The sequence below is a fragment of the Pantoea deleyi genome (assembly GCF_022647325.1).
Taxonomy (GTDB): Bacteria; Pseudomonadota; Gammaproteobacteria; order Enterobacterales; family Enterobacteriaceae; genus Pantoea; species Pantoea deleyi.
Window position 1 is genome coordinate 1301872 of record NZ_CP071405.1, and the last position, 20253, is coordinate 1322124.

The window sequence follows — 20253 nt, forward strand, 5'->3', positions numbered from 1 at the left end:
CATTGAAATTGATTTTTCATCGGGCTACGCTAAAAATCAATCAGTCAGAACCGTTACGTTACCCGCGAGTCTGTACGAAAACTCCAACAAAAAAATAGCGACACTTCCCGTAATGATTCGGGTCTTTGCCGTAGTTTTGCTGCGCCGTTTCTCCGGCCACCAGGTGGATATGCCTTCCGTTTCCGGGAGGACAACCTACATGTGAATTTCATAAGCATAAAAATAATTTATGTTTATGGATTCAGTATATTAGCCAGTCTGGTGGAATAGAGGTTAAAAATGGCAGAACTCACGCAAGGCCGTGTAGACATTATCTCGCGCGAAAATGGCACGCTCATCTCGCAATCTGTTGGCGGTTCATCCCAATCCATTAACCTCACCGAGCCCAGCGTCGTGCGTATCAACGGCACGCGCGCTCTGGTCACCCAGTATGAGCGGCAGGGCAACGACCTGGTGCTGCACATGCGCGATGGCAGCACCGTTCGCTATCAGAAATTCTTTCTGGACGACGCTGATGGCCAGCACAGCGAGCTGGTGTTCGACGATGGCGTCAATCCGCCGGAACATGCGCTTTTTCCGCAGACCGCCGAGAGCGCTGAACTGGCCTCCAGTTCGGTTACGCCAACCTATGAATCCCTGGACAGCGTAGAGCCGCTGCTGCTGGCCGATAACACCAACACTTCGATGGGCGTGATCACGGCGGGCGGTCTGGGTGTGCTGGGCTTAGCCGGACTGGCCGTGGGCTTAGGCGGTGGTGGTGGCGGCGGTGGCGGGGGGAACGGTGGCGGCAGCGATCCCGGAACCCCGGTCACGCCAGGCACCCCCGCCATCACCCTGAACGCCTTTGCCGGCGATGGCGTACTGGATAACGCCGAAAAAACCAGCGATCAGGTGGTGAGCGGAACCACCAGCAATGTCGAAGCGGGCCAGATTGTCACCGTGACGCTGGGCGGCCAGACCTACACCACTCCCGTCGGCGCGGACGGCAGCTGGAGCGTCACTATTCCGGCCGCCGCGCTGGCGGCCCTCCCGGCGGGCTCCACCACCATCGATGTCAGCGTCACCAACGGCGCAGGCACGACGGCGAACGGCAGCCTGCCCGTCACCGTGGCCGCACCGGATCCCGGCACGCCCGCCACACCCGCTATCAGCCTCAATCCGTTTGCCGGCGACAATCTGCTGGATAACAACGAGAAAACCTCACCGCAGACCCTCTCCGGCAGCACCAGTAACGTCGAGGCCGGGCAGATCGTGACGGTCACCCTGGGCGGTCAGACCTATAACGCCACCGTGGGCGCAGATGGCAGCTGGAGTGTCTCCATTCCGGCCGCCGCCCTCTCCGCGCTGGCCGCAGGCAGCAGCACCATCAACGTCAGCGTCACCAGCGCCGCCGGCACCACGGCATCCGCCAGCCTGGGCATTCAGGTGCAGGCCCCTGATACCACGCCTGGTGTGCCAGCCCTGACCATCGCACCGTTTACCGGCGATGACGTGCTGAGCAACGCCGAAAAAACTACGCCGCAGACGCTCTCCGGCAGCACCAGCAACGTCGAGGCCGGCCAGGTCGTGACGGTCACTCTGGGCGGGCAGAGCTACAGCGGCAGCGTCGCGGCCGACGGCAGCTGGAGCATCACCGTGCCTGCCGATGCGCTGGCGGCACTCGCCTCCGGCACCACCACCGCCACGGCCACCGTCACCAGCCAGGCGGGCAGCGTCGCCAGCGGCAGCCTGACCTTTACCGTCGAGGCACCGGTGACGCAGCCGGGCACGCCGGTTATCACCATCGATCAGTTTGCGGGGGATGACATCCTCAGCAACAGCGAGAAAAACAGCGACCAGCTGCTGAGCGGCAGCACCGCCAATGTGGAGGCGGGGCAGGTTGTGACCATCACGCTGGGCGATCAGACCTACAGCGCGGTGGTGGATGCGCAGGGCAACTGGAGCGTCACGCTCTCGTCTGCGGCGCTGAATACCCTGGCCGCCGGATCGATCGCAATCTCCGCCGTCGTGACTAACCAGGCGGGCACCGAGGCCAGCGAAAACCGCACCATCAGCGTCGATACGCCGGTAGTGACCGGCCCGCCAGCGATCACGCTGGATGACTTTACCGGCGATAACCAGCTGAGCAATGCCGAGAAAACCACCGACCAGACCGTGACCGGCAGCACCAGCAACGTCGAGCCGGGTCAGTTGGTGACGGTGACCCTCGGCGGACAGACTTACAGCGGCACCGTGGATGCGCAGGGCAACTGGAGCATCACGCTGCCGTCAGCAGCCCTGAGCGCACTGGCGGCGGGCACGACCACCCTGACGGTGTCGGTCAGCAATGCGGCCGGTAACACCGCGACCAACAGCCTGCCGCTGAATGTCGAGGCCCCGGTGACCCCGGCGGGCGATCCTGTGATCACCATCGGTCAGTTTGCCGGGGATGACATCCTGAGCAATGACGAAAAAGGCACCACCCAGACGCTCTCCGGCACCACCACCAACGTCGAGGCGGGCCAGACGGTGACCGTTACCCTGGGCGGCCAGACTTACCTGGGCACCGTGGACGGCGATGGAAACTGGCGTGTGAGCATCCCGGCCGCCGCGCTGGGGGATCTGCCTGCGGGCTCCAGTGCCATCAGCGTATCGGTCAGTAACGTCGCAGGCGTCAGCGCCACGGAAACCCGTGACATTGCGGTGGAAGCCCCGGCGACGCAGCCGGGTGAACCGGGCCTCATCCTGGATAACTTCGCGGGCGATAATCTGCTGAGCAACGATGAAAAAGCGGCCGGGCAGGTGGTCAGCGGCACGACCACCAATGTCGAACCCGGCCAGATTGTCACGGTCACCCTGGGCGGGCAGACCTACAGCGCCAGCGTAGATGGCGATGGCCGCTGGAGCGTTACGGTGCCTTCCGAGGCCCTCAACGCGCTGGCGGCAGGCAGCACCACGCTCACCGTCTCGGTCGCGAATGCGGCGGGCGACAGCGTTACCGCCACACTGCCGATCACCGTCGAGGCCCCGGCAACGCAGCCGGGCGCCGCTACCCTCACCATCGACGCCTTTGCCGTGGATGACATCCTCAGCAACAGCGAAAAAGCCAGCGATCAGCTGCTGAGCGGTGGCACGACCAACATCGGCGAAGGCCAGCAGGTCTCCATCACCCTGAACGGAGAACTCTTCACGGCCACGGTTGGCGCGGATGGCCGCTGGAGCGTCACGATCCCGGCCAGCTCGCTGGCGGCGCTGAACGCTGGCAGCGCAACCCTGAGCGCCACGGTCAGCGATCAGAACGGCACGGCGGTCAGCGAAACGCGTGACTTCCTGGTCGAGGCATCCGGCACCGCGCCCGGCGCGCCGACCCTGGTCATCAACGTTTTTGCCGGTGACAACATTCTCGACAACGATGAGAAGCTGGAGGCGCAGGCGGTCTCCGGCAGCACGACCAACGTCGAGGCGGGCCAGCTTGTCACGGTGACGCTGGGCGGTCAGAGCTACAGCGGCACGGTCAACGCCGACGGCAGCTGGAATATCGCCATCCCGGCGGATGCGCTTGCCGCCCTGGCCGCCGGAACGGCCACTCTGGTGGCCACGGTCAGCAACGCGGCGGGAACCGCCGTCAGCGATAGCCTGCCGATCACCGTTGAAGCGCCGGTGACCCAGCCGGGCGAGCCCGTGATCACCATCAATCCGTTTGCCGGTGATGATGTGCTGAACAACGATGAGAAGAACAGCGAACAGCTGCTCAGCGGCACCACCTCGAATGTCGAGGCCGGTCAGATCGTGACGGTCACGCTGGGCGACCAGACCTACAGCGCCACGGTCAACGGGGATGGCAGCTGGAGCCTGAACGTTCCCCCCAGCGCACTGGCCGCTCTGGCGGCGGGAAGTGTGACCATCAGTGCCAGCGTCACCACCCAGGCCGGGATCGTAGCGAATGAAGATCGGGCGATTGTGGTAGAGACCCCGTCACAACCGGGCACACCGGCGATCGCGATCGCCATCTTTGCGGGTGATGACCTGCTCGATAACAGCGAGAAAGCGCTGGATCAGACCCTCTCCGGCAGCACCAGCAATGTGGAGGCGGGCCAGACGGTCCTGATTACGCTCGGCGGCCAGAACTACAGCAGCACGGTCAACGCCGACGGCAGCTGGAGCGTGTCGATTCCGTCTGCGGCACTCAGCGCCCTGGCGGCGGGGAGCGCCACCATCGCGGTCAGCGTTTCGACGGCGGCAGGGGTCCAGGCTACCGACAGCCGCGACATCAATGTTGAGCCAGCGCCCGGTCAGCCGGGTGTTATTACCATCACCGAACCTGTCAGCCTGGATGGCTTCCTCAACCTGCAGGAGCTGAGCAGCGATCTGGTCATCAATGGCTCCGCGGTCGGGGTCAATCCGGGGCAGGCGGTACTGGTCGATTTCAACAACAACACCTACAGCGCGGTGGTGAACAGCAGTGGTTTCTGGACCCTCACCGTTCCGGCGGGCGATCTGGCGGGGATCACCGACGGCATTAAAGTGATTTCGGCGACCACGACCGACGCCACCGGCGCGCTGCTGACCGACTCCGCCCAGCTGAACGTGGTGGTAAACACGCTGCCACAGATTACGCTGGCGGAGAGCGCCATCAGCGATGGCATTCTTAACCAGCTGGAGGCGGGCAGCGATCTGCTGATCGGCGGCAGCACCGGGAAAGCCGTGGCGGGCCAGCGGGTCGAACTGCAGCTTAACGGCAAGACCTACAGCACCCCCGTCAATGACGATGGAAGCTGGAGCCTGTCGCTGCCAGCGGGCGATCTGGCGCTGTTGCCGCAGGGCGCCAACAGCCTGACGGTCACCGCGATCGATGAAGCAGGCAACCGCGCAGAGGACACGCTGAACTTCAGCGTCAACACGCTGCCGCCTGTGCTGAATGTGGGGGAGATCGCGGGCGGCGATGGCATCCTCAACAGCCTTGAAGTGGCGGCAGGTGTGCCGATCAGCGGTTCAGGTGCCCGGCCGGGCGAGGTGGTTTCTGTTTCGCTGAACAACCAGACCTACACCGCTACTGTGGATGGGGAAGGCAGCTGGCGCGTGGATCTGCCTGCGGACGCGCTGCAGGCGCTGGCCGATGGCAGCAGCTATCCGCTGACCATAACGCTGACCGACGCCAGCGGTAACACGGCTTCGCAGACCGAAACCCTGACGGTCAGCACGCAGCTTCCGGTGGCGACCGTTAATGCGCCGGGCGGCGATGGTGTCCTGACAAACAATGAACTGACGGCGCCACTGCAGATCAGCGGCACCGGTCAGCCAGGCGACAGCGTGTCGGTGACGCTCAATAACAAAACCTACAGCGCCCTGGTCGGCGATGACGGCAACTGGAGTGCCGCCGTACCGGTAGCCGATCTGACTGCGCTGCCGAATCAGACTCTGCCGGTGACGGTCACGGTGACCGATCCGGCCGGGAACAGCAGCACCCAGAGCACCGCGCTGCGGGTGTCGACGGCGCTGCCGTCGCTGACGCTGAACGATCCTGCTCCGGATGGGGTGATTAACGTCGCGGATGCCCAGCAGCCGCTGACTGTCAGCGGAACCGGCGATGAAGGCGATATCGTTCGCGTCACCCTGAACAACCTGACCTATTCCGCTGTTGTGGCGCAGGATGGCAGCTGGAGCGTGACCGTTCCGGCCGCCGACCTGACCCGTGTGCCTGACGGCACGCAGCAGATTCTGGTCGTGGCGACGGACGCCGATGGCAACAGCACGCAGACCGGCAGTTCGCTGATCTTTGCGACCACGGCGCCGCTGCTGGAGCTTTCTGTGCCAGCCAGCGATGGCTATATCAACATCGTGGAACACACCCAGGATCTGGTGATTGACGGACGCGGCGGCGCGCAGGGGAATCAGGTCAGCGTCACCTTTAACAACGAAACCTACACGGCGACCGTGGGCAGCGACGGCCTGTGGAGCGTGACGGTGCCTGCTGCGATCGTCAACCAGCTGGGTGATGCGAACTACCCGATTAACGTGGTGCTCAGCGACGCCTATGGCAACAGCAGCACCCTGATCTCCAGCGTCACCGTGCTGGTGGACAACCCGCCGGTGCTGACCATCGATGCCGTGACCGGCGATAACCAGATCGACAGCGCCGAACAGCTGACGGACATTCTGGTGACGGGCAGTGTCACTAACATTCCGGCCGGCCAGCCGGTGCTGCTGACCATTAACGGTCAGTCTTACGATGGCGTCGTCCGGGCCGACGGCAGCTGGGTTGTCACGCTGCCCGCCGGATCGCTGGGTGCGGCGGGGGATAAACCCTTTACCGTGGCGATTTCGGACCTGGCCGGTAACCCGGCGCAGCCTTCCGGCGGACAGCTCACTGTCGTCGTCTCCGCAGAACCGCTGCTCTCGATTGCGCCGATCAGCGATGATGGCACGCTGAATGCGCTGGAAGCGGCGAGCGCGCTTATCCTCAACGGTGCGTCGGCGAACCTGCCCGCAGGCAGCCCGATCAGCGTGACTCTGGTGCCGGGCGGCACCCTCTATACCACCCTGACCGATGAAAACGGTGGCTGGACGCTGAGCATACCGGCCGCCGATCTGGCGAATCTGCCGCAGGGCACTCTCACCGTCACCGCGTCGTCAGGTGGGGTGCAGGCCAGCCAGTCCCTGCTGGTGGCGACTACACCGCCAGGTGAACCGCAGGTGAATACGCCCTTTACCGATGGCATTCTCGATACGGCGGAAGCCAGCGTGGCGCAGACGCTGACCGGCTCTGTCGAACCGGGGCAGGCGGTCAGCGTGACCCTGGGCGGTATCAGCTATCCGGCCACGGTTGAGGCGAACGGCAACTGGAGCGTGACGCTGCCGCCGTCCGTACTTCAGGCGCTGGCGCAGGGCAGCAACCCGATTACCGTGACGGTCACGGATGTCGCGGGCAACAGCAACAGCATCAGCGTACCGCTGACGGTCGATACCGGACTGCCGGTGCTGACCGTCGATCCGATCGCCGTCGATGGCATCATCAGCGCGGCGGAAGCGGCAGCCGATCTGACCATCAGCGGCACCGTGACGCCGGGCAGCAGCGTCAGCCTGACGCTGAACGGAGCGTCCTATGACGCGGTGGTGGACGCCACTGGCCGCTGGACCGCTACGCTGCCCTCTGCCGACCTGCAGTCGCTGAACGATGGACGTTACGATCTTAACGTGACCGTGACCACGGCGAACGGCAATGTGGCTACCACGCCATTCCCGGTGACCGTCGACACCGCCGCCCCGGACTTCAGCCTGAATACGCCTGCCGGGGATGGCATCCTGAATAACGCCGAGCAGGCCGCCGGCTTCAGCTTCAGCGGGTCGGGAAGCGCGGGCGACCGCGTCAGCGTGACGCTGAATGGCGTGACCTATACCGGCACGGTTGATGAGACGGGGAACTGGTCACTGCCGGTGCCGCCTGCGGCGCTGGCCGGACTGACCAATGGCAGCAGCTATCAGGTGGTGGTAACCGTGACCGATGCCATCGGGAACAGCAACAGCCAGATCGGTGAGCTGACGGTGGACACCACGTTGCCGCCGCTGGCCGTCGCCCCGATCGGTGGCGACAATGCCCTGAACAGCAGCGAAGTTCTGGAGCCGCTGCAGGTAAGCGGCAGCGGTCAGAATGGCGACATTGTTACCGTTCAGCTTAATGACCAGCTATACAGCACCACCGTCGGCGTGAATGGTCAGTGGTCGCTGCAGATTGCGCCTGAGGCGCTGGCCGCGCTGCCGCCGGGTACGGTGCCTGTCACCGTGACCGAAACCAGCGCTAACGGCAACCAGAGCAGCCAGGTGGTGGATCTGAACGTCGCTACCGCGCCGGAGATACAGCCGGTGCTGCGTGTCGACAGCAGCACCTTTGCCGGCGACGGCATCGTCACGGCGGCCGAGCAGCTGCAGCCGATTACGGTCAGCGGCAGCAGCAGTAACGTCGAGCCGGGGCAGCAGGTCATCCTCTCCCTGAACGGCACCGACTACAGCGGGGTCGTCGAAGCCAGCGGCAACTGGCGTATTATTCTGCCTGCGGGTGCGCTGGCGGAGCTGGGCGAGGGCAGTCAGAGCCTGAGCGTCAGCGTGATCAACGCCGTGGGGAACAGCACCAGCAGCCAGCTTGATTTCACGGTCGACACTACCCTGCCGTCGCTGGCGCTGGCGCCGATCAGCGGCGACAACTACCTCAGCGCGCTGGAGCGGGGTGAGCCTGTCGCGGTCAGCGGCAGCACCAGCGGCCTGCCTGCGGGCACGCTAATCACCGTGGTCGCCAGCGGCGCCACGGCCAGCACGACGGTAAATGCCGATGGCAGCTGGAGCCTGACGCTGCCGCCGGAGACCTTCAGCACGGCGGCCGATGGCCCGCAGACGATCACCGCGACCGCCAGCGACGTTAACGGAGTGACGCTGGCAACCGGCGACGCTACCCTGACCGTCGTGGCCAGCGCCCTGCCGGTCGCTACACCGGGCGTGGCCTTTACGGATGGCATTCTCAACGCTGAGGAAGCCGCAGCCGGTGGCGCGATCACCGGCAACACCGGCGTGACGGGCGACGGCCAGACCGTCAGCATCACCCTGGGCGGGATCAGCTACAGCGGCACGGTCGATGCCGCAGGAAACTGGCAGGTGGCGCTTCCGCCACAGGCGCTGGCTGCGCTGCCCCAGGGCAGCACCCCTTACACCGTGGTGGTCAGCGATGTCGCGGGCAACAGCAGTCAGGCCGGGGGGACGCTGCAGGTCGATACGCTGCCGCCAGCGCTGAACTTTATCACCCCGTCCGATGGCATCATCAACGCGGTGGAGAGTCAGCAGCCGCTGACGCTGAGCGGCAGCAGCGACGGCAATGCGCTGATCGTGGCCAGCTTCAATGGCACCACCCTGAGCACTACCGCTGACATCAACGGCAACTGGTCGCTGGCGCTGCCCGCCACCGTTTACAGCGGGCTGGGCAACGGCAGCTATCCGCTGACGGTCACCGCCACCGATGAAGCCGGAAACAGCACCACCAGCAGCCGCGATCTGACGCTGAAAGTGGAGGCGGGCACGCTGCCCACCCTGACGCTGGATGCCTTTGCCGGTGACAACGTGGTGGATGGCGCGGAACGCCTGACCGATCAGCGTCTGACCGGCACCACCACCAACGTCGAAGCGGGCCAGCTGGTCACGCTGGCGTTCGAGGGTACCGTTTACAGCGGCGTCGTGCAGGCCAGCGGGGCATGGAGCCTGATCGTGCCAGCCGGTGCGCTGGCCGCCCTTGCCGATGGCAGCGCCACCTTCACCGTGGCCGTCTGCGATGCGGCGGGCAACACCACCACCCGTGATCTGACCTTTGACGTTAACAGCAACGCCTCTGGCCTGTCGCTTGACGCCATCAGCGGTGACAACTACCTCAATGCGCTGGAGCTGGGTCAGCCGCTGATCGTCACCGGCAGCGCCGTCAACGTGCCGCAGGGCGGTCTGGTTACGCTGCTGTTCAACAGTGTCAGCTACACCGCCCAGGTGTCGGCCGACGGCCGCTGGAGCGTTATCGTTCCGGCTGAGGCGCTGACGACGCTGGCTGACGGCCCTTACACGCTGACGGTCACGGCGACGGACAGCGGGGGGGCGGCCCTGAGCAGCGAAGCCTCGCTCAGCGTGCTGACCACGCCACCGGCACCCCAGATTGTGTCAGCCTTCGGTGACGGCACGCTCAACAGCAGCGAGATCGCCACCGCCCAGACGCTGAGCGGCACCACGGGCATCACAGGCGACGGTCAGACGGTCAGCGTGCTGCTGAATGGCCTCACCTACACCGGCACGGTCGACAGCAACGGCAACTGGCAGGTCAGCGTGCCCGCCACGGCGCTGGCCGATCTGCCGGAAGCGGTGGTGGACTACACCGTGACGGTTCAGGATGCCGCCGGGAACAGCGGCAGCAGCCAGGGCAGCGTGACGGTCGATCTGACGCCACCGACCCTGACCCTGAATGCCGTCGCGGATGACAACATCGTCAATATCGCTGAAAGCCTTGCGCCGATTGAACTGAGTGGCAGCAGCAGTGCGGAGGCCGGACAGCGGGTCACCGTGACCCTGAACAATCAGATCTGGACCACCACCGTGGGCCAGGATGGCGACTGGAGCCTGACGCTGCCTGCCGGGGCGCTGGCGGGCATTCCGGCCGGGGCCTATATCCTGACGGTAACGGTCAGCGATGCGGCGGGCAATCCGGTGACCGAAACGCGCGAGATCAGCGTGGCGACCGGCGACCTCGCGATCAGCCTTAACACCCCGTTCGGCGACGGCTATCTCAACCTGGCGGAGTCGGCGCTCAGTCAGACGCTGAGCGGCACAACCGGCGTCGCGGCCAGCGGCCAGTCGGTAACGGTGACGCTGGGCGGAGAGACGTACCCTGCCACGGTGGATGCGCAGGGCAACTGGACGCTGACCTTAACGCCGGAGCAGCTGCAGTTACTGGCGCCGGGCGTCAATGATCTGGTGATCACGGCCAGCGATGCCGCCGGCAATAGCGGTTCGCTGACCCGCGCGGTGACGGTGGATCTGACACCCCCGACGCTGACCCTGAACCCGATCGGTGGCGACAACATCATCAACTCACTGGAGGTGCTGGAACCCGTCATCATCAGCGGCAGCGCATCGGTCGGGGAGGCCGGACAGACCGTGACCGTGAGCTTCCAGGATGTGGATTACAGCACCCTGGTGCTCTCTGACGGGAGCTGGCAGGTCACGCTGCCCGCCAGCGTGCTTCAGGGGCTGACAGACGGTGACTATACCGTTGAGGTGACGCTGACGGATGCGGCGGGCAACCCGACCACGGTGCCGCAGATCCTGACGCGCGATGCGGACAGCGCGAATCTGCCCACCCTGACCCTCGATCCCATCAGTGGCGATAACTTCCTGAATCAGGCGGAGGCGCAGCAGGATCTGGCTATCAGCGGCGGCAGCACCAACCTGGCGACAGGCCAGCTGGTGACGGTTACGCTGAACGGGATCCAGTACAGCGGCACGGTCGACGGAGAGGGACTCTGGACGGTGACCGTTCCTGCCGCCGATCTCGCTAATCTGCCGGATGGCGACCAGCTGCTGGTGGTGGTCTCCGCCGATGCGTCGGGCAATCCGGCCAGCAGCAGCGCCTCTCTGGTGGTGCTGGCCAGTGATCAGGTTCAGCCGACGCTGACACTCGATGTGGTGGCCGGGGATGATGTGATCAATGCGATTGAGGCCGCCGCGGATGTGGTGGTCAGCGGGGCCAGTACCCGGCTGGCCGCCGGCACGCAGGTCACGGTGTCGTTTAACGGCAATGATTACACCACCACCCTCGACGCTGACGGCAACTGGAGCGTAACGGTGCCGTCCGGCGCCTTTACCGGCCTGGCGTCCGGCAGCACGCAAACCTTTACCGTCACGGCCAGCGACGCGGCCGGTAATCCGGCCACCGTCAGCCAGGAGGTCAGCTTCATTACCACCCCACCTGCACTGACCGGCATCACGGTCAGCGCAGGTGATATCCTGGACGTGGCGGAATCGCTCCAGGATCTCACCATCGGGGGCACCACCACCGGCGGCCTGCCGGTCACGGTGACGCTCAATAACGTCAGCTACACCACCACGGCCGCGGAGGACGGCAGCTGGTCGGTCACGATACCCACCGCCGATCTGCAGCAGCTGGCGGATGGCACGAACGGCATCAGCGTGTCGGTCACCGACGCCGCGGGCAATGTCACGACGAACAGCGATCTGTCGATCGACGTGGCGATTAATGCGCCGCCCGCCCTGACCCTGCAGACGCCGTTTGGCGATGCGCTGGTCAGTGACGCCGATATTGCAGGGTCGCTGACGCTGAGTGGCGGCAGCACCAACCTGGCGGAAGGCACCGTACTGAGCATCACTGTCGGTTCGCAGCCGTTCAGCACCACTACCGATGCCAGCGGCAACTGGACGCTTACGCTGGATCCGGACGCGCTGGACGCGCTGGTCGATGGGGTGACGCAGGTGGTGGTCACCGCCACAGATGCGGCCGGCAATCCGGCGCAGGTAACCGCAGACGTGGAGGTCCTGAGGACACCACCGGTTTCCGCCGTTTTCACCGATATTCTGTTTGGTGACAACATCATCAACATCACGGAAGCGGGTGTGGTTCAGCAGGTCACCGGCACCTCAACGGTGGTGGCCGGTCAGACCCTGAGCGTCACGGTGGGCGATCAGAACATCCCGCTGGCGGTCACGGTTGACGCCAGCGGGAACTGGAGCGCCAGCCTGACGCCGGAGGTGATCGCCAGCCTGGGCGCCGGTGTGCACACGCTGACCCTGGTGACGACCGACCGCGCAGGCAACACCAGCCAGCTGAGCAAAACCTTCACCTCGGCACTGACGCCACTGGCGGAGCCGACGCTGGATACGCCCTTCACCGATGGCCGTATCAATGCCGCAGAGGCGGCCGCAGGCGGTAGCCTGACCGGAGACGTAAACAGCCAGAATGCCGCGAGCGTGACGGTGACCATCAATGGCACGCGCTACACGGCGGATCTGAATACGGAGAAAACGCGCTGGTCGCTCGACCTGTCCCCGGATTTACTGCAGACCCTGCCGGACGGTAACTGGCCGGTCAGCGTAACCGTCACCGCCGCTAACGGCAACAGCGCCAGCATCAACGGCACGGTACTGGTGGCCATCAACACGCTGCCGGATGTCACACTGAATCTGCCGTTTGGCGACGGGGCGCTCAACGTGGCCGAGGCGCTCAATCCGCAGGTTCTGACGGGATCCACCGGTATTACCGGTGCCGGACAGACGGTGGCGGTGCTGATCTCAGGTTTCAACGACAATGAGCCACTGGCCGCCACGGTACAGAACGATGGCAGCTGGTCGCTGACGCTCTCGCCAGATCAGTTAGCGACCTTTACCACCGGCAGCCACACCATCACCGTGACCGCGACAGACATCGCCGGTAACAGCGACAGCACCGCGCTGAACGTGGTGACGGCGGTTACCCTGCCGGTACCGACCTTCAGGCCGGACACCTTTGGCGGCGATAACCAGCTGAACATCAGCGAAGCCGCGGCCGGGGTCACCCTGACCGGTACTACCGGCAGCACTGGGGCAAATCAGGCGGTCAGCATTACCGTTGACCTCAACGGCAGCCGCTATTCCGGTACGGTGGATACGGACGGCAACTGGACGGTGGACATTCCGGCCAATGCCCTGAATTCGCTGACGAATGGCGCGCAGACGCTGACGGTTAACGTCGTGGATGCGGCGGGCAACAGCGCATCAGCGCAGCTGCCGTTCTTCGCCAGCTTCATCGCACCGAAACCGGTGGTCAGCCCGGATTTCCTGGGCAGCTATGTGAATGCTGATGAGGCTGCCGCCGGGATTAACCTGAGCGGCACGACCGGCAAGGCGGAGCCGAATCAGCGCGTCGAGCTGACGCTGGGGGGCGAACGCTACACCACCACGGCCGATAGCAGCGGTAACTGGGCGGTGCCGCTGACAGCGGACCAGCTTTCGGCGCTGACGGATGGTACCTATCCGGTCACCATCACGGTCACCGATGGCGCGGGTAACAGCGCAACGATTAACAGCTCGCTGGTGCTCGACACCACGCCGCCGGTGCTCAGCATCACGGACTTTACCGGCGACAACGTGCTGAATTACGGCGAGAGCATTCAGCCGCAGCTGCTCAGCGGCACGGCGACCGGTGCCGAACCGGGAACTGTGGTGACGGTCTCGCTGAATGACACGCTGCTTGGCACCGCGATTGTGGCGGCCAACGGCAGCTGGAGCGTGACGCTGACGCCAGAGCAGATGGCGACCTTTGGCACCGCCACAACCCTGAATCTGGCGGTGACCGATCTGGCCGGCAATACCGGCACGGGCTCGGTCAGCCTGGCGGTCGATCTGACGCCACCGGCAGGCCCGTTAGTGACGCTGGGCACCATCTCGGGTGACAACATCATCAGCACCCAGGATCTCGCGGGCGGGGTGGTCGTAAGCGGCACCTCATCCGGGCTGGATGCCGGGGGCGTGGTCACGGTGGTAATCAATAATCTGGAGTACAGCACCACGCTGGATGCGCAGGGCAACTGGTCAACGGCGGCCCTGCCGGTCAGCGCCTTTGGGGAGGCGGACGGCAGCGTGACGATCACGGTGAATGCCACTGACGGCACCACGCCGGTCAGCACCAGCGGAGATATTCTGATCGACCTGACGCCACCGGCGCTGTTTATCAATAACTTTGCCGACGATAACCAGGTGAACAGCAGTGAAAGCGGTGTCAGCCAGGTCATCAGCGGCACCACCGACGCCAGCGAAGCGGGCCGCCAGGTCACTGTCACCTTCGATAATCAGACCTACAGCGCCGTTGTGCAGAGCGACGGCAGCTGGTCCACCACCGTACCCGCCAGCGCTATGCAGGCGCTGACCGACGGCTCGACGCTGGTGATCACCGCGCAGCTCACCGATCTGGCGGGCAACGTGGGCACAGCCAGCCAGCCGGTCACGGTGAATACCTCTGCGCCGCTGGTGCAGGTGGATGCATTCCTGGGCGACAACCTGATCAACGCCGCTGACCTGGTGACCAGTCAGGTGCTGACCGGCAGTGCGCAGGGGGCCGAGGGCCAGACGATCGCTCTCTACCTGGGCGATGCGGCGCCTCTCGCCACCGCGACCGTCGGTGCGGATGGACGCTGGAGTTTTAACCTGACGCCAGAGGTGCTGGCGGGCCTGACGGAAGGTGTGCTGGTGTTTGGCGTGCGGGTCAGTGACGGCGCCGGAAACCAGACGGACGCCACGCTGACGGTCAACAAAGTGGTCAACAGCGCGCTGACGCTGGTGGTCGATTCGGTGTTTGGCGACGGCACGCTCAGCGCGCTGGACGCCACCGTGGCACAGACGATTTCCGGGGTGGCGACCTCGGCGGGCGTGGGCGCCACCGTGTCGGTGCTGCTGGGCGGAACCACGCTCTCCGCCAGCGTGGGTCAGGATGGAAAATGGGCCATCGTGGTGCCGCCGTCGGTGCTGGGTCTGCTGGGCGATGGCAATCTGGCGTTTAACGTGACCCTGACGGATGGCGCGGGCAACACCCGTACCGTGGGGGAATCCGTGACGTCGATTGTCAATGCGGTGCCGGTGGTGGGTGAGCTTACCGGGCTGTTTGGCGGCGATAACCTGCTGAACATCGCGGAAGCCGCGGCCGGGCAGCTGGTCGGCGGCGTGATCCAGAATGCGGCGGCCGGTTCGCAGGTGACGGTTACCTTTGGCAGCAAGAGCTACACCACCACGGTGCAGGCGGGCGGGGCCTGGAGCGTTAACCTGCCGGCCAGCGATCTGACCGCACTGCTCGATGGCAATCTGACGCTGGGCGTCAGCGTCCGGGATGCGGCCGGCAACGTGGCCTCCGGCAGCACAACCATCGGTGTCTTTACCCAGGCGCCGTCGGTTTCGCTGACGTCGCTGTTTGGTGATGGCGTGCTGAACCTGGCCGACATCGCCACCAGCCAGGTGATCAGCGGCGTGGTGACCAACGTTGCCCAGGGCGCCACGGTGACGCTCACGGTCGGCAACAGCCAGGTCACCGCGACGGTGGGTGCGGGCGGGGCGTTCAGTGCCACGGTCACGCCGGATATTCTGGGCACACTGGCGCAGGGCAACCTGACCGTCGGCGCGTCGGTGACGGACGCGGCGGGCAACACCGCGTCAACCAGCGCCGGGTTCCGGGTCGATACGCTGCTGCCGACCATCACCATTAATCCGCTGTTTGGTGACGGTCTGCTGAATGTGGCAGACGCGCTGCTCGCACAGACGGTGGGTGGGGTGATTGGCGGCGCGGAAGCGGGATCGCGCGTGGTGGTTTCTGTCGGCGCGCAGCAGTTTGTCACGTCGACCGATGTGAACGGCAACTTCAATGTTCCGCTGTCGCCAGCCCTGCTGCAGGGGCTGGCGGATGGCACGCTGACGGTCGGCGTCAGCGTAACCGACAGCGCCGGTAACACCAGCAGCGCGAATGCCACCGCCCTGGTCGGCATCCACACTCTGCCAAAAGTCACGCTGAATCCGCTGTTCGGGGATGGCGTGCTGAACCTGGCGGAATCGCTGGTGACGCAGACCATCAGCGGCACCGTTTCCGGGGTCGCAGCAGGCAGCCGCGTCACGCTGGCGATTGGCAATACCACCGCCACGGCGCTGGTCAACGCAGACGGCAGCTTCTCAACGACGGTGTCGCCAGCGGTGCTCTCGACGCTGCTGAACGGTAATTTCACCGTCAGCGCGTCGGTGACCGACCTGGTCGGCAACGTCAGCAGCACCAGCGCGGGCGTTTCGCTGGGGCTGGTTCAGCCCACGCTCTCCGTCAATACGGTGTTTGGCGATGGCGTGCTGAGCGCGGCGGATCTGGCCTCTAACCAGACGCTGAGCGGCACCTCCAGCCTCTCTGCAGGCTCTGTGGTCAGCGCCACGCTGAATGGCCTGACCTACACCACCAAAGTGGTCAGCGGCGGAAACTGGAGCATCAGCGTACCGAAGGCGGATCTGACGGCGATCACCGATGGCACGAAGACCGTCACGGTGACCGGTACGGACGCCTACGGCAACGTGGTCAACAGCAGCGGTACACTCAGCGTCATCAGTCAGTCGACGCCGGTGGTCGCCATTACCTCACTGTTTGGCGACAGTGCCCTGAGCGCCGTGGATGTGAAAACGGCCCAGACCATCAGCGGCACCGCCAGCAACGCCGAGGGATCGGTGGTGCGGGTGACGCTGGGCGGCCAGACCTACAGCACTACGGTCAGCAGCAACGGCAACTGGAGCCTCTCCGTGCCGGCGGCTAACCTCGCCGCCATCGCGGATGGCCTGCAGACCGTGACCGCCAGCGTGGTCAACGGCGCAGGCAGCACCGGTACGGTGTCGTCGTCGCTGGCGGTGGTGAGCCACACGCTGCCGACGGTGAGCGTGAACAGCTTCTTTGGCGGTGATGGTTACCTCAACATTGCGGAAGCAAACAGCGGTGAAATCATCCGGGGAAGCAGCACCAACGCGGTGGGCGGCAGGGTCACGGTTAACGTGGCGGGCGCGGTTCTCACCACCACGGTCGGGGCGGATGGCACATGGAGCGTCAGCGTGCCGTCAGCGACGCTGAAAGGGATCGCGGACGGCAGTCATCCGCTGACCGTGACGGTGGCGGATATCGGTGGCAACACCGCGACCAGCAACAGCACCTTTACCGCGCTGTCGCATAACCAGCCGCTGGTCGGGGTCGATCCGGTGCTCAGCCTGGTCGGTTCTGCGCTCTATGGCCTGGTGGTGCAGGGCGGTTCGCTGAACGCGGCCCAGGGCACGAAGGTCAGCGTGACGCTGCTGCTCTCCAACGGCAGCAACGGGCCGACGCTGACGACCACGACCGATGCGCTGGGACGTTACGCCGTTAACTTCTCACCGTCGCTGCTGTCGGTTGGCGGTCTGCTGCTGTCACTGAATACCCTGGCCAAAGTCTCGATTGTCGATGCGGCCGGAAACAGCTACACCACTACCAACACCCTGATCCTGGGCTCGCTGCTGCCGGTGACGCTGGCGGCAACCGAGTCGGTTGCCCTGTTCTCGCTGGTGGATGACAGCGCCACGCTCGCCAGTGTCGGCTCTGAGACGCAGCACACGGCCAGCACCAGCGGCGAGGAGAGCAGCGCCACGGTGGCGGTAGCCTCCACGCTGGTCACGGAGGCGGATAGCGTGACGCCGGTCAGCAGCAGCGAAACCGCGCCGGTCAGTGAGACCGTGGCGGCGGTGGTGGCGGCCCCGGCAGATGAGGGGGTCTACACCATCGGCGGCGTGGTGATCACGCTGGCAGATGGCAGCACGGCGGAAGGCGCCTCGGTGGTCGGCAGCAGCGGTGCGGATATCGTGACGGTCAGCGACCTTAACTTTACCCACATCGACGGCGGTGCAGGCACCGATACCCTGGTGCTCAACGGTGAGAATCTCACGCTGGATCTCACCGCGCTGGGCCTGAAGGTCGAACACATTGAGGTACTCGACCTGGGCAGAACCGGCACCAACGCCGTGAAGCTCGACCTCAATGAGGCACTCAACATCACGGATAAACAGAGTGACGATCTGCTGATCAAAGGGGCGGATGGCAGCCAGGTGACGCTGGCTAACAGCAACGGCGGGATCTGGGAAGTCAGCGGCGAGCGCACTGTGGAGGGCAGAGTCTTTGAGATCTACCACAACTCGGCACTGAGCAGCGATAACACGCTGGGGGATGTGCTGGTGCAGCAGAATCTGCAGGTTCACGTCGTGTAAAGACCACGGATGCTGTCAGCGCGACAGGCGAAGCGGGTGCGAAAGCACCCGCTTTTTTTCATAACGGAATCCTGACACTTTCCAGACTATCGCCACTATCCATTAACAGCCTGAAAGATTAGGGTAAGCGCAGCAAATGGCATCGCGCGCACTGTGCCGCGCTGACGCTATTATCCGCCAGCTTCAGCGGCTTGCGCGGACAGGGCAGAGGTTGCCGGATAAGTCCGACGGTTGCCGCCGTTACCTGTTTCGGGTGGCGCATGCCGGCCAATGCGGCTGATCCAGCCTGCGGCACGGTCTGTGCCGACACATTAATAAAATCACTGCCTTCTGCACAGTTCTGCTGCATCATTCCGAAGGGAGATGAGGCTGCCCGGTGACTGTTTTTTCGTCACCCGACAGAAATATCAACGATTTCATCTGTTTTTAGCAGGAATCTGCGGGTGAAATGATCTAATAATGTTAAAGGTCGCGTAGCGTCTGGTTCGCGAACCATAAATAAAATATTGAAAAAGTACCCTCAGCCTCTGAGCAGCACCCCTTTTGCACGCTTTGTTCACCGGGAAAAACACCATGATGATAAGAACCCCTGTTGGTATGGAAAATGAACAAAGCGCGATTAACTTTTTTGCTGTGCGCCCTGAGTGGCGTTGTCACTCCCGCGGCCCTGGCCGCACCCTTACCTAAAGCCGAATTTAACTGGCGTGCGGCGCCCAGCGAAGAGCAGGTTGCCCGCTTAACGCTGCGGGAGGCCATTCTCCGCGCCTTCGCCCGCAACCCGAAAATCTCGGAAGCGGCGGCCCAGATCCATGTGGGGCAGGGCGACCTGGATGCCGCCCGCAGCGCCTGGTATCCGCAGATTTCTCTGCAGGGTGCGGCGGGGCGCTCTCATCAGACCGACTCCGCCGGCAGCCTGAACAACAACGGTTCCGGCGGGATTACGCTCAGCCAGCTCCTCTATGACTTTGGTCGCACCGGCAGCGCCATCGATGAGCAGCATGCGCTCTCCGATGCCTATCGCTATGGCCTGTTCGACGCCATGACCACCGTGGCGGAAGACACGCTGCAGGCCTATCTCGAAGTCAAACGCTATCAGGCGCTGGCCGACACGGCGCGCACCAATATCGCCTCGCTGCAGCGGGTGCGCGATATCGCAAAACTGCGCGCCGATGCCGGGCTCAACTCACAGTCAGATGTCCTGCAGGCGGAGACCCGTATCGCCGCCATGCAGGCGACGGTAGAGCAGTATCGCGCCCAGCTGCGCTCCGCCACCGCGCAGCTGACCGTGCTGACCGGCGTTGTCCCCGCCACGCTGCCGGAACTGCCGCAGGCGCTGCTGAAACAGCAGATCACTCTCGATCGAATCGCCTATGAAAGCAGCGCCGCCGTACGCAGCGCCCAGGCGAAGCAGGAGGCGGCCCGCGAGCGGGTGCGTCAGGCCGAATCGGGCCACTGGCCAACCATTAAGGTGCAGGCGGGCCGCACCCGCTATGAAAACGATCGCCAGTCCTACTGGGATGATGAAGTGCAGCTGCAGGTGGAAGCGCCGCTTTATCAGGGGGGGATGGTGAACGCCCGAACCCAGTCAGCCGAGGGGGATCGCGAAGCGGCCCAGGCGGCGGTTCAGCAGGCCAAGCTCGCCATCAATCAGAACGCCTCCACGGCCTATGCCGATATGATTGGCGCACAGCAGCGCCAGGCGGCCGGGGAGGTGCAGCTGGCCAGCGCCGACCATACCCGAAATGTCTACGCCGACGAGTATCGCCTGAGCAAGCGCAGCCTCAACGATCTGCTCAGCGTTGAGCAGGATGTGTTTCAGGCGGACAGCTCACGCATTACCGCGCTCTACGATGGCTGGGACGCCACCGTGCGTTATGCCGCTGCGGTAGACAATCTGCTCGACATCATGGGCATCGATCGCCAGCAAAGCAGCGGCGATCTCCTTCCTTCGCTGCAATAGGGATAAGG

Annotated in this window: 2 protein-coding genes; both read left to right on the forward strand. The window is 64.5% G+C overall.

The window, feature by feature from the left end; translation table 11 throughout:
* The first annotated feature begins 279 nt into the window (after positions 1 to 279).
* Positions 280 to 18285: an Ig-like domain-containing protein gene (locus J1C59_RS06250; RefSeq protein ID WP_140917195.1), complete on the forward strand. Its 18006-nt coding sequence runs from the start codon at positions 280 to 282 to the stop codon at positions 18283 to 18285.
* Between the two features lie 604 nt (positions 18286 to 18889).
* A complete protein-coding gene (locus J1C59_RS06255) occupies positions 18890 to 20245 on the forward strand; it encodes a TolC family outer membrane protein (protein ID WP_140917196.1) in 1356 nt (451 codons plus the stop codon).
* Positions 20246 to 20253 lie beyond the last annotated feature (8 nt).

Excerpts from the sequence above, each read along its gene's own strand:
- J1C59_RS06250 (WP_140917195.1), top strand. The coding sequence starts at position 280 with ATGGCAGAACTCACGCAAGGCCGTGTAGACATTATCTCGCGCGAAAAT.
- J1C59_RS06255 (WP_140917196.1), top strand. The coding sequence starts at position 18,890 with ATGAACAAAGCGCGATTAACTTTTTTGCTGTGCGCCCTGAGTGGCGTT.